The 22178-nt window shown below is 44.0% G+C and carries 20 protein-coding genes and 1 tRNA gene; 13 read left to right on the top strand and 8 right to left on the bottom strand.

The window, feature by feature from the left end:
- Positions 1–111: 111 nt before the first annotated feature.
- Positions 112–837, bottom strand: coding sequence for a UDP-2,3-diacylglucosamine diphosphatase (lpxH, locus tag LHL20_RS05795; protein WP_226432607.1), 726 nt, complete (start codon positions 835–837; stop codon positions 112–114).
- 86 nt (positions 838–923) lie between these two features.
- On the bottom strand, positions 924–1418 hold the full coding sequence (locus LHL20_RS05800) for a peptidylprolyl isomerase (RefSeq protein ID WP_202261847.1): 495 nt from the start codon (positions 1416–1418) through the stop codon (positions 924–926).
- 175 nt (positions 1419–1593) lie between these two features.
- On the opposite strand from LHL20_RS05800, the gene cysS reads away from it, so the two are divergent.
- Positions 1594–2976 (top strand): cysteine--tRNA ligase, encoded by a 1383-nt coding sequence (gene cysS / locus LHL20_RS05805; RefSeq protein ID WP_226432608.1) that lies wholly within the window; start codon positions 1594–1596, stop codon positions 2974–2976.
- Positions 2977–3061: 85 nt separating this feature from the next.
- Here the strand turns inward: cysS and ctlX are convergent, their stop codons facing one another.
- Positions 3062–4036: a citrulline utilization hydrolase CtlX gene (ctlX, locus tag LHL20_RS05810; RefSeq protein WP_226432609.1), complete on the bottom strand. Its 975-nt coding sequence runs from the start codon at positions 4034–4036 to the stop codon at positions 3062–3064.
- A 194-nt stretch (positions 4037–4230) separates the two neighbouring features.
- Between ctlX and LHL20_RS05815 the strand changes: the two genes are divergently transcribed.
- Complete coding sequence (locus LHL20_RS05815; protein ID WP_226432610.1) at positions 4231–4665, top strand: Lrp/AsnC family transcriptional regulator; 435 nt, start codon at positions 4231–4233, stop codon at positions 4663–4665.
- A gap of 5 nt (positions 4666–4670) precedes the next feature.
- On the opposite strand, the gene LHL20_RS05820 is transcribed toward LHL20_RS05815, so the two are convergent.
- The 3 genes from LHL20_RS05820 to gloB form a co-directional block, all read right to left on the bottom strand.
- Complete coding sequence (locus LHL20_RS05820) at positions 4671–5705, bottom strand: ion transporter (protein ID WP_226432611.1); 1035 nt, start codon at positions 5703–5705, stop codon at positions 4671–4673.
- A gap of 33 nt (positions 5706–5738) precedes the next feature.
- Entirely contained in the window at positions 5739–7403 is a 1665-nt protein-coding gene (locus LHL20_RS05825) for a lytic transglycosylase (protein WP_226432612.1), read from the bottom strand.
- A 64-nt stretch (positions 7404–7467) separates the two neighbouring features.
- Positions 7468–8259, bottom strand: a complete 792-nt coding sequence (gloB, locus tag LHL20_RS05830) for a hydroxyacylglutathione hydrolase (RefSeq protein ID WP_226432613.1) — start codon at positions 8257–8259, stop codon at positions 7468–7470.
- Between the two features lie 85 nt (positions 8260–8344).
- Between gloB and LHL20_RS05835 the strand changes: the two genes are divergently transcribed.
- Positions 8345–9124: a class I SAM-dependent methyltransferase gene (locus LHL20_RS05835; RefSeq protein WP_319003212.1), complete on the top strand. Its 780-nt coding sequence runs from the start codon at positions 8345–8347 to the stop codon at positions 9122–9124.
- A 124-nt stretch (positions 9125–9248) separates the two neighbouring features.
- Here the strand turns inward: LHL20_RS05835 and metG are convergent, their stop codons facing one another.
- Complete coding sequence (gene metG, locus LHL20_RS05840) at positions 9249–11276, bottom strand: methionine--tRNA ligase (RefSeq protein WP_226432615.1); 2028 nt, start codon at positions 11274–11276, stop codon at positions 9249–9251.
- A gap of 108 nt (positions 11277–11384) precedes the next feature.
- Here metG and apbC point away from each other — a divergent pair, with 108 nt between their 5' ends.
- The 4 genes from apbC to LHL20_RS05860 all read left to right on the top strand — a co-directional run bounded on the left by apbC (position 11385) and on the right by LHL20_RS05860 (position 14946).
- A complete protein-coding gene (gene apbC / locus LHL20_RS05845) occupies positions 11385–12494 on the top strand; it encodes an iron-sulfur cluster carrier protein ApbC (RefSeq protein ID WP_226432616.1) in 1110 nt (369 codons plus the stop codon).
- Positions 12495–12626: 132 nt separating this feature from the next.
- On the top strand, positions 12627–13220 hold the full coding sequence (dcd, locus tag LHL20_RS05850; protein WP_159626125.1) for a dCTP deaminase: 594 nt from the start codon (positions 12627–12629) through the stop codon (positions 13218–13220).
- A gap of 97 nt (positions 13221–13317) precedes the next feature.
- Positions 13318–14754, top strand: a complete 1437-nt coding sequence (locus LHL20_RS05855; protein ID WP_226432617.1) for an SLC13 family permease — start codon at positions 13318–13320, stop codon at positions 14752–14754.
- Positions 14755–14869: 115 nt separating this feature from the next.
- Positions 14870–14946 (top strand) — tRNA-Pro (locus LHL20_RS05860).
- Positions 14947–14979: 33 nt separating this feature from the next.
- Here LHL20_RS05860 and LHL20_RS05865 read toward each other — a convergent pair.
- Positions 14980–15885 (bottom strand): LysR substrate-binding domain-containing protein, encoded by a 906-nt coding sequence (locus LHL20_RS05865; RefSeq protein ID WP_226432618.1) that lies wholly within the window; start codon positions 15883–15885, stop codon positions 14980–14982.
- 132 nt (positions 15886–16017) lie between these two features.
- On the opposite strand from LHL20_RS05865, the gene LHL20_RS05870 reads away from it, so the two are divergent.
- The 6 genes from LHL20_RS05870 (at position 16018) to LHL20_RS05895 (ending at position 22114) form a co-directional block, all read left to right on the top strand.
- On the top strand, positions 16018–16872 hold the full coding sequence (locus LHL20_RS05870; protein ID WP_226432619.1) for a pirin family protein: 855 nt from the start codon (positions 16018–16020) through the stop codon (positions 16870–16872).
- A gap of 50 nt (positions 16873–16922) precedes the next feature.
- On the top strand, positions 16923–17453 hold the full coding sequence (locus LHL20_RS05875) for an NADPH-dependent FMN reductase (RefSeq protein ID WP_226432620.1): 531 nt from the start codon (positions 16923–16925) through the stop codon (positions 17451–17453).
- Positions 17454–17655: 202 nt separating this feature from the next.
- Positions 17656–18288: a hypothetical protein gene (locus LHL20_RS05880; protein ID WP_226432621.1), complete on the top strand. Its 633-nt coding sequence runs from the start codon at positions 17656–17658 to the stop codon at positions 18286–18288.
- Between the two features lie 182 nt (positions 18289–18470).
- The gene (locus tag LHL20_RS05885; protein ID WP_226432622.1) at positions 18471–19079 is read left to right on the top strand and encodes a hypothetical protein; all 609 of its coding nucleotides are present in this window, start codon (positions 18471–18473) and stop codon (positions 19077–19079) included.
- The gene (locus tag LHL20_RS05890; protein ID WP_226432623.1) at positions 19069–20124 is read left to right on the top strand and encodes a hypothetical protein; all 1056 of its coding nucleotides are present in this window, start codon (positions 19069–19071) and stop codon (positions 20122–20124) included. The genes LHL20_RS05885 and LHL20_RS05890 overlap by 11 nt, the downstream gene beginning before the upstream one ends.
- Complete coding sequence (locus LHL20_RS05895) at positions 20117–22114, top strand: hypothetical protein (protein ID WP_226432624.1); 1998 nt, start codon at positions 20117–20119, stop codon at positions 22112–22114. Before LHL20_RS05890 ends, LHL20_RS05895 begins: the two co-directional genes overlap by 8 nt.
- Positions 22115–22178 lie beyond the last annotated feature (64 nt).

Genomic DNA, 22178 nt, shown 5'->3' on the forward strand with positions numbered 1-22178 from the left:
CTGTTCAATAAAGCTGGTAAATTAAGGACTTAGCATTTTGCTGAGTGATAGAACGAACACGTTCAATTGTCATAAAAAAGTGGTCTAACCTGTTGTATGTGTCAGATTTTCTTACTTAAAATTGTGATGTTGTAACATAACTTCTGAGGGGGTGACCTTCAATACACTGCCTTGATCATACCAATCGCCTAATACAATACGAGACGCAGGCTTTCCATTGGCCGTGAGTGAATGAATATTTGGACGATGAGTATGTCCGTGGATCATGCGTTGAACCCCCCATTTTTCCATTACTTTAATTACTTCTTCTGGCGTAACATCCATAATCTCAGGCTTGAGGTTCTTTTGGTTGGCTTTACTTTCGGCGCGCCCATTATCGGCAACACGTTGTCGATACCACAAAGGTAGGGCTAGCATTAATCTAGGCCACCACCAACCACGGGACTTCTTGCGAAACTTTTGATAGGCCACATCTTTTGTGCACAATTCGTCACCGTGAGTAAGTAGTGTAGGCGTGCCATAAAGGTCGATAACTTCTTGCTCATTAAGTAACGTCATGCCTGCTTTATTCAGCCATGTTTCGCGTATCGCAAAATCGCGGTTACCGTGAATAAAGTAGATAGGGCAGTGGGCACTTACCTTCTTAAATGCAGCTGCAATTTCGGTGTTAAACGGTGTAACGTTGTCGTCTCCAATCCATACTTCAAATAAATCTCCCAGTACATAAAGTGCGTCACCATCAATGGCATCTTCACGTAAAAAACGCATTAAGCATTCGGTAATATCCGGGCGGTCAGCACTTAAATGTAAATCGGCGATAAAGTAGGTAAACGACATAGAAATTCTTTAACTGATCAGATTTTACTAAAGACGAAAAAGCCGTATCCATTGATACGGCTTGTATACTACGTATGGACAGTGAATTATTCAGATACTGTTGCAGATTCGATTACAACAGGTTCTACCGGTACGTCTTGATGATAACCGTGGTTGCCAGTCTTCACTGCTTTAATTTTTTCTACAACGTCCATGCCTTCTACTACTTTACCAAATGCACAGTAGCCCCATCCGTTAACACTCTTGCTTGAATGGTTTAGGAAGTCGTTGTTATTTACGTTAATAAAGAACTGTGCCGTCGCTGAATGTGGATCTTGCGTACGTGCCATTGCAATAGTACCTACTTCATTAGCAACACCGTTGTCGGCTTCGTTTTCAATAGGTGCTTTTGTGTCTTTTTGATCCATGTCAGGGGTGAAACCGCCACCTTGGATCATGAAGTTATTGATAACGCGGTGGAAAATAGTGTTATCGAAAAAACCGTCTTCTACATAAGAGATAAAGTTAGCCACTGTTTTAGGCGCTTTATCTTCGAATAGCTCAAGTTTGATGTCACCAAAGTTTGTTTTTAGTGTAACCATTTTGGTTTGTCCTGTGTGTAAATGTAAAAGTGTGCGTAATAGTATCGTAAAAAGTACTGTAAAGAGTAGCGCAAAAGCGAACATAGGGGTAAAAGGCTTGCCATTTGCAATACCATTTATATACCGACAGTGCTAAACTTTGCGCCCCAAAACGACATATACAGGAAATATAGACATGCTACATCTTTACAATACCCGAACCCGTGAAAAAGCGAAGTTTGTTCCGCTTGAAGAAGGGAAAGTGGGTTTGTATGTGTGTGGTATCACCGTATATGACGTGTGTCACATGGGTCATGCGAGAACGTATTTAAGCTTCGATACGCTAGTGCGTTACATGCGCCACTTAGGGCTTGACGTTAAATACGTACGAAACATTACTGATATTGACGACAAAATTATTGCGCGTGCCAATGAAAATGGTGAGAGCTTTGAAGCATTAACTAAGCGCACCATTGCAATGATGCACGAAGACTTTGCAGCTATTAACTTGCTGGAGCCCGATGTTGAGCCAACAGTGAGTGGCCATATGGACGAAATTATCGCGGTTATTGAGCGTTTGGTTGATAAAGGCTATGCGTACCAAGCAAAAAGCGGCGACGTGCTTTTCGATGTAAGTAAGTTTGATGATTACGGAAAGTTGAGCAAGCAAGACCTTGAACAGCTAAATGCTGGCGCGCGCGTTGAAGTTGCTGCAGGCAAAGATGATCCATTAGATTTCGTATTGTGGAAATCGACGAAACCAGGTGAACCCGCGTGGGCATCACCATGGGGAGAAGGCCGTCCTGGCTGGCATATCGAATGTTCGGCGATGAATCACAAGCATTTGGGCGCGCACTTCGATATTCACGGTGGAGGGTCTGACCTTATCTTCCCACACCATGAAAATGAAGTTGCACAGTCATGCTGCGCGTATGACACGCCGTACGTGAATGTATGGATGCACACAGGCATGGTGCAAGTTAACGACGAGAAAATGTCAAAGTCGTTAGGTAACTTTTTTACATTACGAGATGTGTTAAAAGAGCATGACTCAGAAACGTTGCGTTTCTTTTTGATGTCTGCACACTATCGCAGTCAGTTAAGTTACTCGCAAGACAACATTACGCAGGCGAAAGCTGCCCTAGAACGCTTGTATACGGCATTGCGTGGCGTAGACATTGATGACACGACTGATTTGTCTTATGGCGGTTATTTAGCGCGCTTCGAAGCGGCAATGAATGATGATCTGAACGTACCAGAAGCCTTTTCAGTGTTGTTTGAAGTGGCCCGTGAGCTTAATCGTCAGAAAGATAACCAGAGTGAAGCTGGCAAGTTAGCTGCTGTATTAAAAGGCTTGGGTGCAATTTTGGGCATGCTACAAAGCAACCCTGATGCGTTCTTGAAAGGCGGTGAAGGTAACGACGACGAAGTGGCAGAAATTGAAGCGCTTATCAAGCAGCGCAACGATGCACGTGCGGCAAAAGATTGGGCTGCTGCTGACGCTGCGCGTGATGCGCTAACAGCGAAAGGCGTTGTATTAGAAGACGGCCCAAGCGGAACAACGTGGCGAAAAGCGTAGCAATATTTGTTGTATTTTGAGTCGAGAAAGCCCACTTATTGTGGGCTTTCTTATTTTATACTTTAAAGTTATTGGTTTACGATGTTCACACATTGTAATTAGTGCGGTACGGGCGTTTATGTTGAAGGTGAATGCCAGCCACCATGCAACGAACAGAGCCTCCTCCCATTTCAAGAGTAGGAACAGCGATGGGGAGTAGAGTAAGATCACCAGGTAGTAATGCTAATTGCGCTTCATTCAATGAATCGAAAGCAGTTTTTGACAGAAGTAATAAGCGTTTTCCACCGCTATTCAAAAGTTCTAAGCAATTTCCTGCAAAACTATTCACTTGTTCTTCGCTGATATCGATAACTATTTTACCTGTCTTCTTAAGCGCTGAAAGCACCATATCTTTGTCGCTTTCTTCTATCATGCTGGTAGCAACAATGGCAAAGTCACTGCCCACACACATTATTACGTTGGTGTGGTAAACAGCCGTACCAGAAGTATCAAACGCTTTAAAACATATAGGCGTTAAGCCAATGGCTTCACAAGCCAATGTTACAGCTGTTTTATTGGCGCGCTGGGAAAGGCAAGCATAGGATAGCGCGTTTACGTGATCGATAACCATCGCCCCTGTGCCCTCAACAATGTGTCCGTCTTTTTCAAGAAAAGACAAATCTACAGCTTGCTGCACGTTGTAGTGCTGTTGCAGATAACTGACAATATCGTCACGACGCTCTACTCTGCGGTTTTCACAGTGCATTGGATACGTAATTAATAAGCCATTGGGGTGAGTGCTAAGCCAGTTATTCGGAAATACCGAATCAGGCGTATTTTTTTCTTCGCTTTCAAAAACCTCTACGTTTATATCATTTCTACGTAAGGTGCTTACCATGTCGTCAAATTCTCGCTTCGCATCTTCTGAAATTTTAGACGTGTTCGCATTCACTATATCAAGAGGCGCCTGAAAGCTATTGTCTTTAGCCGTTTGCTCGTTGGGGCGGAAGGCGTTAGGGCGCACCATTAGTACAGTGTTCGGTATAATTGACTTGGTAGATACGGCGTAATTGGTTTGCATAAATTTCTAATGGCCTTAATAACTTGTCTACTACATAGCTTGGCTATTTTATGCTTTGCATTACAATTTCAACCATGGTCAACATGTTACAATCTGATATTTAAGTTGAGCATATTGTGCAAATTGAACTACATTGTGCGTAGTTCATGGTTCTGTATTGTTAAGCATGTGTTTTCCATAGTGTGAGGTTAGTCGTGTTTGTTGATTTGGACGCAAAAGATAGAGAGCTACTCGATATATTAAAACGGGATGCTCGTACGCCTGTGACGGTGCTTGCAGAAGTATTATCTCTTTCGCGAAATACAGTACAAAAACGTATAGACAGGTTAGTTAATACGGGCGTTATCGAGGCATTCACAGTGCGTGTTAACGAGCAGTTGCAGCCTGACAAAATAAAAGCACTAATGTCGGTCGAACTAGAAGGCCTAAGCACCACTAAGCTCATTAGCAAGTTAAGAAAGTTAGATGGTGTAGAGCGTTTTCACACCACAAATGGCAATTGGGATGTGTTAATTGTAATTACCGCCGAAAGCCTGGCACACCTAGATAGTATTCTAAAACAAGTGCGTGACACTGGCGGCGTGTTAAACAGTGAAACCAGTATTATTCTGTCTACCACACAGAGATAGGCTACCTAATTAATATCAGGCTTATCTGTTGGAATTGCTGATTCTTTCTGCATAAGATGCGATTTCCAGCGCTGTTGGGCGACATGAGCTTTGACCAATTCCAAGCATTCATTCACCACGCTCAGCACTTCTTTATCTAGTGCATCCGCAGAAGGGGTGTAGTCACGCATACCCACTGAAATAAAGTGATCAATGCGTTCTGAGTCTAAATCGCTGAGTAAATTGACTAACGATGATGTCACTATGTCCGTTACCGATTCTTCTAAGGTGTTTTCAATAGTTCGCCCAATCACAGGAAGATAATTCAGCGTCGACACCTGTGCATTCGCACGTACCGCTTTGCCAACACTTTTTCTAACATGCTCTCTAATAGCTTCGCCATGCTCATCACTGCTTATCGAGTTGCCTAAGTGATTAACGACGCCCGCAAGCCACTGTGTGATAACAGGGCGTCGTGGGGCGAGTACCTGTTCATTAATATCGTCTAGCAGAGGAGAGCCTGCTGAAATATCTTTTTGTGCATCGCTTAATACTTTCACTACAATCCGATCACTCAGTTCTTCTACAAAAACATCGGCGTAGAAGGCGAAAAAGCGAAAAATCGCGGTTTGGTTAAGGTCGATAATCTTAAACTTATGCAGGCGATGCAGTATCGAAAATATACGTAGGAAACGAAATAGTCGGGTGGCACCTGTAGGTATTAGGCCGATAATGTCGTACCAGTGTAAGAACGGAAAAAAATACCAGCGCAGGTGCTCTTTTCGTACGATGGCCACTATCCATCTGAAGCAAAACTCAGTGAAGAAAATGCCTATGAATACTAGGTCTACTAGCAGGAAATTGTGGTGAATGGGATCGTATGCGCTAATGAGGGCAGGGAAGTAAACTCCCAGCTGGCTATAAACAAAATCAGTGGCATACAGAGAATCAAAGATGAGCCATGCTAAGTTGACAAAAAGCACACCTAGCATGACTAAATCTAAAATTAACCAAGGGGTTTCATGGCTGTTGCGCAAATTTTCTCGGTTAATTTTTAGCATGTCCGTATCCAGTTTTAACGTTATGGTTGGCGTTTAGCCTGAAGAGTTTAAACGTGTTACATCAACGTAGAGCTTAAGCTTTTGACCCGGTTGTAAGTAACGCTTTGCATTCAAGCCATTCCACTTACTAATATCGGCGACCTTAATATTGAACTTGCTCGCAATGCGTGACAGTGAATCTCCGTTTCGAACGGTATAAGTTAACTGCTTTGTAATACCACCGTCAGATTTTCCTTCAAGCCATACTACCAGTGTTTTGCCCGGGTGCAGCATGTCACCTGGCGCCATGCCGTTCCATTTGGCCAGTTGCTTCGTACCGACTTTATACTTACGCGCAATATCCCAAAGCGTATCACCTGATTGAACCGTATGACGAACCTTTTGTTTTGACGATGAGCTATTTTGCAAGCTTGCCAAGCGTTGCTCTTGAGATAAAGAGTAGCTATCAAGTTCTTGCAGAGCCACAGGCACCATAATGGCTTGCCCAACACGGATCATCGAGCCATCGAGTTCATTGACTTGCTTAATCACCTTAACCGTGGTGCGGTATTGCTTTGCGATTTTTATAAGGCTATCGCCGGATTTCACAGTGTGACGAACCCAATTGAGACGTTCTTTTTGGTCTATTTTGGCAAGTGCCTGAGAGAACGCGTCAGCCTTATCAAGGGGCAGCACAAGACGGTGAGGGCCTTCTGGTGAGGTAGCCCAGCGGTTAAAACCAGGGTTCAAACCGTGAAGTTCTTTTAGCGAAAGGCCCGCTAGGTCAGCCGCAAATGCTAAGTCGACTTGTGAACCAATATCCACAACTTTAATAACGGCAACATTTTCAACTTCGGGCCATGCAAAAGCATATTCTTCTTTGTGCTTTAAAATATCGGCAAGCGCGAGCAACTTAGGAACGTAAGCGCGAGTTTCTCTTGGAAGGCTTAAGTTCCAAAAGTCAGTAGGCTTACCGGCACGCTTATTACTTTTAATCGCGCGCATAACTCGGCCTTCACCACTGTTATAGGCCGCTAAGGCATGTAACCAGTCGCCGTCAAACATCTTGTTAAGATAAGTGAGATAGTCAAGGGCACCTTGCGTAGATGCAATTACATCGCGTCTACCGTCATACCACCAGGTTTGATCCATACCAAAGCGCTTGCCTGTTGCGGGGACAAACTGCCACATACCTGCGGCTCGACCATGTGAATAGGCAAATGGATCGAATGCGCTTTCTACAATGGGTAGCAGTACCAACTCCATTGGCATGTCGCGCTTTTCAATTTCTTCAACAATGTAGTACAAAAATGGCTTGGCGCGTTTTACTACACGAGACATGTATTCAGGGTGCTTCAAATACCACTTTTTCTGTGCTGTGACGCGAGCATCATCGGGAATAGTAAGTGCGAACTTCGCACTGGCACGCTCCCATACGTCTGTGATCACCGCTTCAGTGGTTATCTCGGGAGTTTCAGTGGCATCAGCCACGTCTTCTAATACGTCGTCGTTTGGATGGACGACATCAATAACGCCATCGCGTGCAACTTCACAATCGGCAATTGCATCTTCGGTAGCGTGGAGGACCGAACAGGCTTCTAGCGCCGCTTTTTCGTTGCTTTCTAATTGTGCGTTTTCTGCGTCATTGTTAGTTAGCTGACAACCCGTTAAACCTAACGCCAACAACAAAGGCGAAAGCGGAAAAAACTTCAACTGCATAAATGAAGAAACCTCTTGGAGCACTGCAAACCTGCCATATTACGGCAACTAGCTTGCTTTTGCATCAAAACTCATCTTTCCAGCGACGAACTGCAGCAAATACGGCAACATCATCAGCTAGGCTATTTTCGCAATAGGCTTCGGCAGCTGTTTTTACAGAAAGTTCATGAGAGCGCAAAAAAGGATTAATGGCCTTTTGTTCTTTAAGCGTTGAAGGAAGTGTGGGTTTGTTCTCGTCTCGGGTAGTTTTTACCCACTGGGCATAATTCACAAGTGCGCTATTATCTGGCTCTACCGCAAGCGCAAAATTCACGTTAGCTTGTGTGTATTCATGCGTGCAATACACCTTTGTGTTATCAGGAAGGCGTTTTAATTTATTAAGCGAATGCAGCATTTGTTCTGGCGAGCCTTCAAATAACCTGCCGCAGCCCGCTGAAAATAGCGTGTCGCCACAAAATACAAGGCCGTGACCAAAAAAGGCAATATGATCTAATGTATGCCCAGGGACTTCCATTACCTGTAGCGCCATTTTTAGCACCGGTAAAGTGACGGTATCGCCCTGTGAAACCGACTTGGTTAAGCCGCGAATATGCCCGCCTCTTGGACCAATAACGGGGAGTTCTGGGTGTGCCGACACCAATTTGGCAATTCCGCCAGTGTGGTCGCGATGGTGGTGAGTAATAAGCACAGCAGACAGTGTTAACCCATTGGCTTTTACATACTCTAGCACTGGCTGTGCATCGCCTGGGTCAACCACCACAGCATTTGATTTATTGTGTATACACCAAATGTAATTGTCGGTAAAAGCGGGAATGGGGTGAATTGTTAAACCTGACGGTAAGGTGTCTTGGGTCATGATGTACCTGCTTGTGTAGGTAGAATTATGCGTTACTATAGGAGCTTGTGAACAGCAGAGCAACAAAAGAGCGCGCTAAGTGATTATCAAATCGGCGTTTAAAGCCAAGCCTTTGCGCTACCCAAATAGCTGGGAAGATTTTCCAGCAGGGGAGCATATACAACACGCCGTTAGCGCGGTGTGTAATGATTATGCTGAGCGCATTTTCGGGTATCACTTTGCCAAACTAGGTACGTTAAGCTCTGCCATTACGTTAGATAGAAGCCCCATCCGTCATCATATTAATCACGTCCCTACCTTGCCTGCGGATAAGGCAGGCATATCATTACATTCTAACCTTGTTGTGGGGCAGTCTCATTGCCTGCCATTTTCTGAGAACAGTATTGATGGCTTTTTGTTAGCAAATGAGTTGGATTTTGCGCAAGATCCGCACGAAATATTGCGTGAAGTTGATAGAGTTATTACCCATAGTGGCTATGTCATTATCAGCGGATTTAACCCACTTAGTTTGGCTGGAATCGCAAAGTTCTTACCGGTAAAAAGAAGCAATGTGTTACACGATGCGCGTTTTTTTACCAGCTATCGAATAAAAGATTGGTTGCAGTTGTTGGGCTTTGAAATTGTAGAGCAGCGGCAAGTACTGTTTTCGACGTTATTTTTTCAGCAAAAATGGAAAGGTGCAGCAAAACTACAGCAATACCTGTCTTCTTACCTTCCTTGGTGCAGTGCGGTTTACGTGATATTAGCGAAAAAACGTGTGTTTCCGATGACCGCTATCAAGCCTAAGCGAAAACTCAAGCCACAGTTCTCGGCCGTTGGCGCTAGCGCTCGAGCATCCACACTAAGTCGGTATAGTAGTAAGTAGGCTAGCAACAATGAAAGTGGATAAATGCTGACTGAAATGCGAATTACTCATTGAAGTATACAAAAAAGCCATGATAGGTTTCCCTGTCATGGCTTTTGCATTTTTTGCACTAATGATATGCGTGTTACTTAACGCGCATACCAGGCTTAGCACCTTCATGCGGCTCTAAAATATAAAGTTCATCACCACCAGGACCGGCGGCTAGTACCATACCTTCACTCATGCCGAAACGCATTTTACGTGGCGCAAGGTTTGCTACCATTACGGTGTGTTTACCGATAAGTGCTTCAGGCGAGTAGGCCGACTTGATACCAGAAAAAACTTGCTTGGTTTCGCCGCCTAAATCTAGCTCTAGGCGTAAAAGCTTGTCAGCTTTCTCTACATGTTCAGCCTTAGCAATACGCGCAATACGTAAATCTACCTTGGCGAACTCGTCAAACGAGATAGTGTCGCTGATAGGATCTTTTGCAAGCGGGCTATCTGGGTCGATAGCTGGTGCAGCTGGCGCTAGGCTTTCTTTTGAATCTTCAACCATGGCGTCGATTTTCTCCATTTCTACACGCTGCATCATTGGCTTAAATTTGTTGATGGCGTGGCCTTTTAATAGGGTTTGCAGTGAATTCCAGTCGAACGTGTCATTTAAGAATTCTTCAGCTTTTACTGCTAGCACAGGAAGTACTGGCTTTAAGTAAATAACCAATAGACGGAACATGTTGATACCTAGCGAGCACACATCGTGCGTGAACTGCTGTTTAGTTTCGTCTTTAATAGTTACCCAAGGTGCATTGTTGTCGATAAACTGGTTGGCTTTATCGGCAAGGGCCATAATTTCGCGCACAGCTTGGTGATACTTACGTTTCTCGAAAAGTGCAGCAATGCTGTCTGACGCATTCTGGAACTCAGCAATAAGCTCTGGCTCAATCACGTTGTCTGATAGCTTGCCGTCGAAACGCTTGGTAATAAAGCTTGCACAGCGGCTAGCGATGTTTACTACTTTACCCACTAGGTCTGAATTCACCTTTTGAGCAAAATCAGTAAAGTTAAGGTCGATATCTGTAACACCATCACCTAACTTAGACGCGAAGTAGTAGCGTAGGTATTCTGGGTTCAGGTGGTCAAGGTATGTACGGCCCTTGATAAACGTACCGCGAGACTTAGACATTTTCGCGCCATTTACCGTTACAAAACCGTGAATGTTTACGCCAGTCGGCTTACGGTATCCCGCACCTTCTAGCATTGCAGGCCAGAATAGGCAGTGGAAGTACGTTATGTCTTTACCGATAAAGTGGTACAGCTCAGCCTCTGAGTCTGCTTTCCAGAAGTCGTCAAATTCAAGGTTGTTCTGGTCGCAGAAGTTTTTGAAACTTGCCATGTAGCCAACAGGTGCATCTACCCACACGTAGAAAAACTTGTTAGGTGCACCTGGAATTTCAAAACCAAAATATGGCGCGTCACGGCTGATGTCCCACTGTTGAAGACCTTCAGTGAACCACTCTTGTAGTTTGTTTGCCATTTCTTCTTGAAGAGCGCCAGAACGGATCCATTCTTTTAGCATGCCTTCAAACTTTGGCAGGTCGAAGAAGAAGTGCTCAGACTCTTTAAGTACCGGGGTTGCACCAGATACAACGCTGCGCGGGTTCTTTACTTCAGTCGGGCTATACGTAGCGCCACACACATCACAGCTATCGCCGTTTTGGTCTTCTGCGCCACAACTTGGGCATGTGCCTTTTACGAAACGATCCGGCAGGAACATTTCTTTTTCAGGGTCGAAAAGCTGATTGATAGTGCGCTTACTGATGTAACCTGCGTTATCTAAACGCGTGTATATTTCTTCACACAGCGCTTTGTTTTCAGGCGAATGGGTTACATAGTAGTTGTCGTAATCAACGTGAAAATCAACAAGGTCTTGGTGATGTTCAGCGCGGGTTCTTGCCACCATTTCTTCTGGTGTAATGCCAAGCTCTTGAGCTTTAAGCATAACCGGCGTGCCGTGTGCATCATCGGCGCAAACACTGTAACATTCGTTTCCGCGAAGGCGCTGAAAACGAGTCCAGATGTCGGTTTGAATATGTTCTAGCAAATGCCCTAAATGAATAGAGCCATTTGCGTATGGCAACGCACTGGTTACCAGAATTCGGCGTTTTTCTGACATAATGACGTTATTGATTCTTTGCGTTTCAAAATGGGTGCAAATACTAGCGGAAAACCGCGTTTTTTGCATTACGTAATTCACACAATTGTACTACTAGTAAGGCTTTTTATGTTCTTTTCTCGCAAAGCAGAGCCGGTAACGCACAAAGTTGCTGCTATTTTGGCCACGTATTTTTCGCTCGATGTGGAAGATACCTTGCCTTGGTGTGCTTTTAGCCAGCCTGAAAACGAAGATGCGGGTGTGACGGTTACCTTACCATTTTGTATCGCCACGCAATTACCAGTGCTTAAAGAAGAAGTCATTAAACAACTAAAAGGTAAGCTTGATGATGCCACACTTACCTTTAAACAACATATTGCCAGCGGTGAAACTGAGGTTGCGCCCGTTACCAATATTAAAAATATTATTGCCGTTGCCTCAGGCAAAGGTGGGGTAGGTAAGTCTACTACTAGTATTAATCTTGCATTTGCACTTATGCAGGAAGGCGCCAAAGTGGGTATTTTAGATGCCGACATTTACGGGCCCTCTGTTCCTATCATGTTGGGTAACCCTGACGCCCACCCTGTGAGTGAAGATAACAAGCACATGCAGCCACTAAAAGCGCATGGCTTGGTGGCGAACTCCATTGGTTATCTAGTGCCTCAAGAAGATGCAGCAGTATGGCGTGGACCTATGGCGAGTAGGGCGCTTAAACAGCTATTAGACGAAACCTTATGGCCAGTGCTCGACTACCTTATTGTAGATATGCCGCCAGGGACGGGTGATATTCAGTTAACTATGGCACAGCAGGTGCCATTAACTGCGTCAATTGTGGTGACTACGCCGCAAGATTTAGCGCTAGCCGACGCGCAAAAAGGTATAAGCATGTTTGAAAAGGTCAATGTGCCTGTGCTTGGCCTAATCGAGAACATGAGCTATTACCAGTGCAGAGCCTGCGGTACTAAAGATTATGTGTTTGCCAAAGACGGTGGTAAAGCGCTTGCCGAACGTCATGGCTTACCGCTTTTAGGTCAACTGCCTCTTGATATTCATATACGCGAACATGGCGATGCAGGTACGCCGTTATTGGTGGAAACACCCGATAGTCCGCTGAGCGAAAGCTATCGAGAGGCTGCCCGCGCCCTTTCTATGCAATTAGCGTTGTCGGTTGCACCGCGAAAAGGAGGCGTTAGCCATATCAAAGGAGACCCCATTGGAATTGTTGGAAAGTCTGATTGATGCATTGCGCTGATAAATAGTTAACCACTTGTCCATAAATAAGGTGAAAAGCGCATAAAACCTTGCGTTACACAGTTGATTGGGACTACCGACATACGCATAATAGCGGCCTACAGAATAGAGGAATACACCATGCGTTTGTGCGATCGCGATATTTATCAATATTTACAAGACGGCAAAATCAATATCGACCCAGCTCCAAGTTATGACCAAATAAGCGGTGTTACGGTAGATATTCGTCTTGGTAACAAGTTTCGCGTGTTTGAAGATCACCAAGCGCCGTTTATCGACCTAAGTGGACCAAAGGCACAAGTGCAAGAGGCCCTTGACCATGTAATGAGCGATGAAATTGAACTGGAAGAGGGGAAAGCATTTTTCTTACACCCTGGCGAGCTTGCTCTGGCAATTACGCACGAATCAGTAACGCTGCCAGATAACATTGTTGGCTGGTTAGATGGACGTTCGTCTCTTGCGCGCCTTGGCCTTATGGTACACGTTACCGCGCACCGAATCGATCCAGGTTGGTCTGGCAACATCGTATTGGAATTTTACAACAGCGGTAAACTACCTTTAGCACTTCGCCCAAAAATGAAAATTGGGGCACTGAGCTTTGAGGTGTTATCGGCACCGGCTGAAAAACCCTACAACGCTCGCGTTGATGCTAAATACAAAGGCCAAGCTGGCGCAGTAGCCAGCCGTATTTCATCGGATGACGAGAACAAATAAATTTCCAATTGCCTAGTGCGTTTTCCCTTCATTACTGGTAGAAAATATAAGTTAAAACAATAACAACTTATAAACGCTATCAGTAAAGGGAAGCGCAATGCAATCACACCCTCAAACGCCTTCGGCTATGCCAAGCAAGCCACCAACACGCAAAAACAGTATTATTTTATTCGCGTTTATTGTGTCGGTATTAAGTGGTCTAGGGCTTTGGGCTGTAGGACAACCCAGCGACATATTTTTTACCGCAGCCATAACGCTATTTGTTGCCATTTTGTGGGTAACCGAAGCACTCCCTATACCCGCTACCTCACTTTTACCTTTTGCATTATTTCCGTTGTTCGGTGTGCTGTCGCACAGTGAAGCTGCGTCGTCGTTAGGTAGCCATGTCATTATTTTACTTATGGCCGCCTTTATGTTGTCGAAAGCGTTAGAAAGGGCCAATTTGCATAAACGATTCGCCATATACATGCTGCGGTTAACAGGGAGTGGAAGCCCCCTTAAGCTTGTGCTTGGCTTTATGTTAACTACCGCTGTTCTAAGTATGTGGATTAGCAATACCGCCACAATACTCATGATGTTACCCATGGCAATTGCCATTATTAATGCCGTAGATAACCCTCGATTTGGTGTTGCACTTATTCTTGGCATTGCGTATTCAGCAAGTTTAGGAGGCGTTGGCACACCTATAGGCACACCACCTAACATTATCTTTATGAGTGTTTATGAAGAAACGCAAGGTGTTGAATACAGCTTTATAGAATGGATGAAAACGGGCGTACCTATAGTCATGATTGGCGTGCCGATAATGGCACTTTGGCTCGCCCGTGGTATTAAAGAAGTCGGTAATATTAATTTACCTGTACCTGGGGTGTGGAGCGTGGCTGAAAAGCGCGTATTGATGATTTTTGGCACCGTGGCAATGGCATGGATATTCCGCCCATTTTGGACCGCGTGGATTGGCGTGACCACCATCAGTGACAGTACTATTGCTGTGGCCGGCGTTGCAGCAATGTTTTTGACTAATAGCGGTAATGATTACGGCCAAGTTGATGCCAAGGGCAATAACGACAAACTCCTTGATTGGAAGACAGCCAATGATATTCCATGGGGCATGCTTTTGTTATTTGCTGGCGGTATATGCATTGCGAAAGCTTTCACTGCGTCGGGCCTAAGTGTATTAATGGGTACATGGCTAACAGGCCTTTCGACACTTCCTGTGATATTACTTGTGTTGGGTATTTGCTTGTTTGTTACTTTCTTAACGGAAATTACGTCGAACACCGCAACATCAACACTACTAATGCCTATTTTGGCTGCGGCAGGCTTGGCAGTAGGCGTAGATCCTAAACTGCTAATGATACCTGCTGCAATCAGTGCCAGCTGTGCTTTCATGTTACCGGTCGCGACAGCGCCGAATGCTATAGCCTATTCAACAGAAAAGTTTGATATAAAAACCATGACGAGAGAGGGCATTGTACTGAATGTATTGGTAGCGCTGGTGGTTACAAGTGTGTGTTATTTTACGTTAACGTAGTAAAAGAGCCGGTAAAACTTTAAGAACTGGTTAGCAATTAAGCGCTTAAGTAAGCTAATTGCTAATTCTCGTTGCAAAGTGAATAAATTTAAGTAGACTTACTTGCTCTTTCGGTCGGTGTGTAGCGCAGCCTGGTAGCGCACTGTCATGGGGTGTCAGGGGTCGGAGGTTCAAATCCTCTCACACCGACCAACTTCTCTCTCACCCTTGAGTTTCCATCAGCTTCTAATCTCCAATTCTTTCGTTTAAATGTGCAAGTAAATAGTCTGCAAATACCTTTACCGGTTTAGGTTGGCCTTTGCGCGAGGGCATCATCAAACTCAATTGGGCTTTTCCTGTCGTCCAATCAGGCAACACCCTTACCAGTGAGCCTTCTGCAATTTCCTGACGGCATACGTAGGCTGGTAGGCTCACTAAACCGAGCCCTTCTATTGCCGCTTGTTTTAGCGAGCCCATATCGTCACTGCAATATTGGGGAGAGAAGGGAACCGTAGTTTTTACACCCTCTTTATTTTGCAAAGTCCAATGGCCTGTTGCAGGCTGCCAACCCACTTTCAAACTGCGTCGCTTAAACAGATCGTACGGCGACTTAGGAACTCCTGCCTTCGACAAATACGCTGGGCTTGCAAACAAGTGCCAAGAAACCTTGGCCAAATGTCTTTGAATGATGCTTGAGTCGGGTAAGGCGTCGATATGCCCCCTTATTGCTAAGTCGATGCCCGATGACACTAGGTCGATGGCTTCGTTAGTGACTTGTTGTATTACCTCAACGTTGGGATTTTCATCTAAGAATTCGAGCATTAAATCTCTTATTGCAAACTGTGCAACACCTACAGAACAACTTAACGTAACCCGCCCACTTAACGATGCACTTCTTGTTTGAATAGCAGCTTCAGCCGCTTCCATTTCATCGATAAGTGCGCGCGCGTGCCGATAAAAAATTTGACCTGCTTCTGTGACGTTAAACTGACGTGACGTTCTTTGAATTAACTTTGTAGAAAGCCTTTCTTCTAACTTTGCAACATGACGGCTTAGGCGCGATTTCGGCATGTTGAGTGCCGCTGCTGCGGGTGAAAATCCACGTTTTTCGACCACGTGAACAAAGTAAAAGTAATCATTTAAATCAATCATACAACATTTTTCTAAAGGCTTTATTGTTCTAATTATAGAACGCTGATTTCAAATTATGCCACTACAAGAGTTAATCGTTCTACTGCTAGTATCTAAATCGTGATAGCACAACACCAATCTGGAGATAGCGCAATGACCACACAGATGTCCACAGTAGTAACAGGCAATACGTTTAAAATTGGAAATGCTTTTAGTGCATTAGCTTTTAGAGAAAAGGACTTCTTTGGCGCAATGGACCCGCTTGTAATGGTTGATCATTACACGATGACACAGCCGACTTTTGGTGCTCACCCTCACGCAGGGCTATCAGCAGTATCTATTCTTTTTGAAGATAGTGTGGGGGAGTTCCATAACCAAGACTCACTAGGTAACGATTTCGCGCTTATGCCAGGCGACCTGTATTGGTTGAATGCCGGTTCAGGTGTTGTACACGATGAAGAGCCACGCAATGGCGCGCGTATTCACGGGTTACAAGTGTTCGTTAATTTACCTGCGTCACTTAAAAGAAATACCCCCTCAGCACTTCATGTTAAGTCAAGCACCATGCCCGTGTATGAAAATCAAGGTACACGAGTTCGTATTGTTCTAGGCGAAAGTAACGGCCTAACGGGGCAAAGCGCACCTACATTACCAATGACAATACTGGATGGTAAGTTAGCGCAACAAAGTACTTTCTCTCATCAGTTAAACGAACGTGAAAGTGCGTGGGTGTATGCCATTAAAGGTGAGCTTACGTTGAGTATCAATGACGAAAAAATCACGCTTTCTGGAGGTCAAGCGATAGCAGTATCTCAGTTGAATAACAAAGCACTCAGCCAACTTTTGCTAACGAATACGTCCGCCAAGCCAGCACATTTTGCACTTTTCGCAGGTGAGCCTGTAAAAGAGCCTTTTGTTCAAAAAGGGCCCTTTGTGATGAGTTCTCAAGCCGAGATCGAAAAAGTAGAAGCTGAATTTGCATCGGGCAAATTTGGAAGCCTTGAATAGTTTGCTATCCCCATTAATCGTTCAATCTAACCATTCGTAAGGAATAATCTATGAAAATTCTCGCCATTCCCGCAAGCAACAGTAAGAAGTCAATTAACAAAGCGCTCATTAACTACGCTGCTTCATTGCTTCCTCATCATGACATTGAAGTGATAGATATTAATGATTATGAAATGCCCATTTACAGTATCGATCTAGAAGAGGCTTACGGGGTACCAGATGCAGCGTCGCAGTTTTATCAAAAAATAGAGCAAGCCGACGCCCTAATCATCTCTTATGCTGAACACAATGGTAACTACACCGTAGCTTACAAAAATCTTTTTGATTGGACTTCGCGGGTAAACATGAAAGTGTATCAGGGCAAGCCTGTTGTGATGTTGTCTACTTCACCCGGTCCCGGCGGCGCAGCAAGCGTGTTGAAATTGGCGGTAGAGTCGGCCCACTTTTTCGATGGGCACGTAAAAGCGTCACTTTCAATACCGAGTTTTTATGACAATTATGACCAAGAAAAAGGCGAGGTAAGTTCCCCAGAGTTGATCGCCAAGCTAAAAGCCGCCTTGGCAGAACTAGAAACCAATTAACGGATATTCACAACAAAGAGAAGTTCGAAGTATGACTATTGGCATACGCGAGCTTCTCTTAATTGAACAGCCTGCACAATATTTTGTACGTAGGGTCAAGCAACCACCGCGCTTATGACTCAGATGCAGGCGGTAGCTAACCAACCTCTTTTGGGCTATCTTTTAGCCATCGACCTTTTGCAGTCTTGACACGAAAACGATTATGAAATGGATTTTAAGTCTACTATTTTTTGTTGTGTATGCGACGTCAGTATTCGCTAGCACGTCCGTTGATACTAGCGGAGCCCCCATGATTGAGCGTCACGTCTCGAGTAGGAGCGAAAGCAACCTAATTAGCGCAACTTCAATTAACAACGCTGAGCATAGAAACGCTTTTGAAGGCATGGATGGTGAGCGCGTAGAAAGAATAGAAGTGCTTGGTGCTAAACCTTTACGTTTTTTGTATAAAATACGTGAAGAAAAGCGATTCGCCTTTATGGAGGAGTTTAACAACGCAATCAAAGATACTGACTTGCATTTTAAGTGTAAAAACCAAACTGCCACGGGCTCTCATGTAAGAAAAAACGTGTGTAGAAATCAATTTGATTGGCGAATAATACAAGAAATCGTAGAGGATGAAGTTCGCCGAGGAAATATGGTGGGTGCTTATGCCATTGCTCTTATGGGAAATAAAGAGCAAAGAGATAGAAGAGAAGATTTATTGGAAACGATAAACCAGCTTATCGTAGAAAACGAAAGTTTCGCTGAACTGTATGGCGAGTTTAACGAAGCTAATACTGCTTACAAAAAGGCCCACGCTAAAAAGTTTGGTGTGTTCAGTCAGTACAAAGAGTAGTCGCCAAGTATTTCAATATTCGCTTTTTGCAACGAAGGTTGACAAAAATGCTGCAGGTTATATTTTAAGCTATAGGTCAAAATATAATCGGTTGGGATATGTTCTTAAAAAGGATTTTGGTTTTATTCTTGTTAGTTGTTTTCGTGCATTCGGCATACGCTCAAGTTTCCATAGAAATACCTGTGGATGCCTTTTCTGAGAACTATGCAGAGAATGTAGAGGTAAGCGGCTCAATTTTAGCTTCCTCTTCAGTAAAGGGAAGCTTGAAATTCGTCGCCCCTGAAATGCTCTTTGTCTTTGTGCCGCGTCCTACCTCCACTCTACAAATTGTACTGTCGAGCATTGATGGAAAATACAGTGCAGATGCTTCAATAGAATTAAGTGAAGACCAGGTTGGCTGGGTTCAGTTGAAAGTGCCTACCAAATATCAATCTGAGTTTATTAAATACCTTCCTAACCGATTAGTTGCGTTTGTGTTTGTCGACAGCCAAGATATGTTTGGTAACTATGTTCAAGAAGTCTACCCGACATCTTGGGGTGAACCCGTAGAAAACCAGATTAAATTGTTCGTAAACACTTCGGGTGGAAACCCTAATATTACTTACAAAATAGCTTCAGGTGATGTCGTGTCACGAGATTGTGCAGCGCTAGACGACAAATACACTCGCGTTTACAACCACAGGTGTGAATTTGGCAGCGATGACATTGCAAGTAATTTAATAGTAACTATTAGTCCAGAGTACGACAGTTTAGGGAAGAATTACGTTATTTGGACTCCAGATGAACAGTGAGCAAGAAAGCGTTTCGCTAACTGATAAAATACTAAAACACCTTACCGCTAAGCGTTTAGTTGGTCCTGCAATATTTTTAGGTTGTATAGCGTCACTCATATTCGTTCTCCTTTTGATAGCGCTAGCTCATGCGACACTCGCAAAACTGGATGCGAATACCGAGTATGCCATTAAAGCAACGACTCAAGTTGTCAGGTACCTACCTAATACGTCTTCGATACCCGCCGTAAATTTAGCAGAGTTTCATGTGGTGAGAGAGGTCAATAGTTGCCCACAATTGAAGCGAGCTAAATGGCAAAAACACGGTGAATTGAAGTTCTATGACAATGCTATTGTGACCACTCGGCTGATGGATAAGTCCCTAATTCAAATAAACATACAGCCAATAGTAAAAGAAAAGAGAGTTGCTGAATTTATATTTTCGGCAGGGCGCTGCGTGCTAAAAGAAAAAACAGTATTCAACATAAGACTGAGTGCCGACCATCCAGACTTCATGATGATTTTAGTGGGCGACGTAACAATTGGTAAACAGTTGAGTTACGACACTCGTACAATGCCACTACTACTTCAATCTGGGCAGATACGAATTAAAGATAAGAGCTTTTGGTTTGAAGATACTATTTCTTTGCCCGATGTTGAGCTAAGCATGGGAGATACGGTAATTATTCCGGCTGATGACTCAAATGCAACCAATGGACTGCTGACAGTAACGCTTGGTGATACTGCTTTTGACGGCGTTTTCTACAAAAAAGGGGGGCAGTTAAGAATCGTCAAACCTTTTGCTGATAACGACGGAGACCCGATTGAAATCAGCTTTTTTGAACGCCTATATAGCGACAATGCTTTAGCGATAGCAATAAGTGCAAGTTTCATAATTATTCAGCTACTGATGTATGTAGTTAACACATTAATCAGGTTGACACTAATTCCTAAACCGCCAGCTATTGGGGTTAGCGATTCATTAAGTCAAAAGAAAGAGCAAACTGAAAAACACTCAGCAATGCAGCCCGACGCGACGACTAAAAAGGATACTAACAATGCTTAATTTAAAAGGAATAACAGTAACGTTGCTTTGTGTTCTAGTGTGTAAATTTAGTAATGCGTCTGACGCCTACGTTAGAACTGTCCATCAGGAAGGACAGGGGATTCTTAGACCCATTGGTGAGTCGTGCTTTTTGTATACACCTGCACATGTGGTTACGAAGTCGCAAGGGGTGTTAGTAGAAACTCGCTTGAGAAAAAACTTAAGAGGGGAACTTATCAACACGTACCCGCAAGATCTCGCATTGGTGAAACTTGATGATAGCTCTGCATGTCAGGAAAGTAGTTGGAAAGATGGCGGTGAAAGAGTAGAGGCTATAATCAGTGTGATTTCTAGTGGTCGCATGAACTATAAGCATCAACAGGGCCGCACTGAAGTGTATGATGTCGAAATAACAGACAAGGCAGTAGACAGCACTTTTTCACTAAAATTGAAAGATGGAAAGAAATTCCGCAAAGGGATGAGCGGCTCAATCGTAACTGTTGGAGACTACCCAATAGGAATGCTGCTATCTGTTGAAGGTGACACAGGCACAGTACTAAGAATGGATACCATGGCCGACTTATCTAGGCGGGTAATTTTGCGATATGCCACAGATAAAGAACGCATTGAACTGGGCGATCTTAGCAATAGGGAAAGCCAAGTCTCGAATACTGAAGCGAACACTAAACCTTTATTGAAGACTAATGGCCCAGCGCCAAGTATTCAAAACACGAGTAATGAGTTCAAAGGCTCATTGTCCGAAGGAATGAGTGTAGACCACGTGTTTCTGGCGCGTGGTAACACTGCGTATCGAATAACTAGCGAGCCTCAGCGCGATAAAGTGCAGTATACATTAGGGATCTTTGACGATGCTGGAAATGAACTTTTTAGTACGCGCCGAACATGGTCAGATAAGAAATTGGACTGGGGAGTAGGAGTTACCCAACCTGGTGAGTATATCTTGAGGGTTTCCGGAGCAAGAGGAGCCGGGAAATATCAATTCACGATGAATACGTTAGCAACACCTGAAGAGCTTATCTCAAACAGTAATATAATCGGAACAAACGATACGTTTTCGGGCGGTCTGTCAAACGGAACTGTAGCAGAATACAAATTTTTAGCACGTGGTAACACCGCATATCGTATAACTAGCGAGCCCCAGCGAGAAAAAGTGCAATACTCACTGGGGATCTTTGATGATGCAGGAAATGAGCTTTTTAGTACGCGCCGAACGTGGTCAGATAAGCAATTAGACTGGGGAGTAGGTGTTACTCAACCTGGTGAATACACTCTGAAGATTTATGGAACAAGTGGTGCAGGCAGATATCAATTCACGATGAATACATTAGCAACGCCTGAGGAGTTAAACTCAAATAGCAATATAATTGGAACAAACGAAACATTTTCAGGTGGTCTATCTGACGGGACAGTAGCAGAGTACAAATTTTTAGCACGCGGTAACACCGCGTATCGTATAATGAGTGAACCCCAGCGAGATAAAGTGCAATATTCACTGGGAATATTTGACGACGCAGGAAATGAGCTTTTTAGTACGCGACGAACGTGGTCAGATAAGGAACTGGACTGGGGGGTAGGTGTTACCCAATCTGGTGAATATAGTCTTAAAATATACGGAACAAGTGGTGCTGGGCAGTATAAATTCAAATTGAACACTATCGCTACGCCTGAAGAACTCGTTTCAAATAGTAATATTGTTGGTGTAAAAGACGCTATCGCGGGGGCATTGGCAAGTGGAACCTTTGCGGAATACAAAATGGTTGTGGAAGGAAACACTGCCTACCATATTGTTAGCGAACCTCAGCGTGATAAGGTCCAGTACAGCGCTAGTATTCATGATGAATCAGGCAACGAACTGTTTAAAACTCGACGTAAGTGGTCAAATAAAAAAATTGATTGGGGAATAGGTTTCCCTAAATCAGGTACATACATTCTAAGGATCAATGGCACCAATGGTGCTGGTATGTATCACTTTAAGCTTTTAGAAAAATAGCGCTCTCTGATAATAGTGTGATCACATTGGCATACTTTGTTGCGTTGAGCGCAACAATTTTATC

The organism is Alteromonas sp. McT4-15 (assembly GCF_020515205.1).
Taxonomy (GTDB): domain Bacteria; phylum Pseudomonadota; class Gammaproteobacteria; order Enterobacterales; family Alteromonadaceae; genus Alteromonas.

Coding starts and splice junctions, on each gene's coding strand:
- ctlX (WP_226432609.1), bottom strand. CDS start 4,036: ATGCAAACCAATTACGCCGTATCTACCAAGTCAATTATACCGAACACT.
- LHL20_RS05875 (WP_226432620.1), top strand. CDS start 16,923: ATGAAAATTCTCGCCATTCCCGCAAGCAACAGTAAGAAGTCAATTAAC.
- LHL20_RS05880 (WP_226432621.1), top strand. CDS start 17,656: ATGAAATGGATTTTAAGTCTACTATTTTTTGTTGTGTATGCGACGTCA.
- metG (WP_226432615.1), bottom strand. CDS start 11,276: ATGTCAGAAAAACGCCGAATTCTGGTAACCAGTGCGTTGCCATACGCA.
- LHL20_RS05855 (WP_226432617.1), top strand. CDS start 13,318: ATGCAATCACACCCTCAAACGCCTTCGGCTATGCCAAGCAAGCCACCA.
- LHL20_RS05825 (WP_226432612.1), bottom strand. CDS start 7,403: ATGCAGTTGAAGTTTTTTCCGCTTTCGCCTTTGTTGTTGGCGTTAGGT.
- apbC (WP_226432616.1), top strand. CDS start 11,385: ATGTTCTTTTCTCGCAAAGCAGAGCCGGTAACGCACAAAGTTGCTGCT.
- dcd (WP_159626125.1), top strand. CDS start 12,627: ATGCGTTTGTGCGATCGCGATATTTATCAATATTTACAAGACGGCAAA.
- LHL20_RS05895 (WP_226432624.1), top strand. CDS start 20,117: ATGCTTAATTTAAAAGGAATAACAGTAACGTTGCTTTGTGTTCTAGTG.
- LHL20_RS05820 (WP_226432611.1), bottom strand. CDS start 5,705: ATGCTAAAAATTAACCGAGAAAATTTGCGCAACAGCCATGAAACCCCT.
- LHL20_RS05890 (WP_226432623.1), top strand. CDS start 19,069: ATGAACAGTGAGCAAGAAAGCGTTTCGCTAACTGATAAAATACTAAAA.
- LHL20_RS05865 (WP_226432618.1), bottom strand. CDS start 15,885: ATGATTGATTTAAATGATTACTTTTACTTTGTTCACGTGGTCGAAAAA.
- lpxH (WP_226432607.1), bottom strand. CDS start 837: ATGTCGTTTACCTACTTTATCGCCGATTTACATTTAAGTGCTGACCGC.
- LHL20_RS05870 (WP_226432619.1), top strand. CDS start 16,018: ATGACCACACAGATGTCCACAGTAGTAACAGGCAATACGTTTAAAATT.
- gloB (WP_226432613.1), bottom strand. CDS start 8,259: ATGACCCAAGACACCTTACCGTCAGGTTTAACAATTCACCCCATTCCC.
- LHL20_RS05800 (WP_202261847.1), bottom strand. CDS start 1,418: ATGGTTACACTAAAAACAAACTTTGGTGACATCAAACTTGAGCTATTC.
- cysS (WP_226432608.1), top strand. CDS start 1,594: ATGCTACATCTTTACAATACCCGAACCCGTGAAAAAGCGAAGTTTGTT.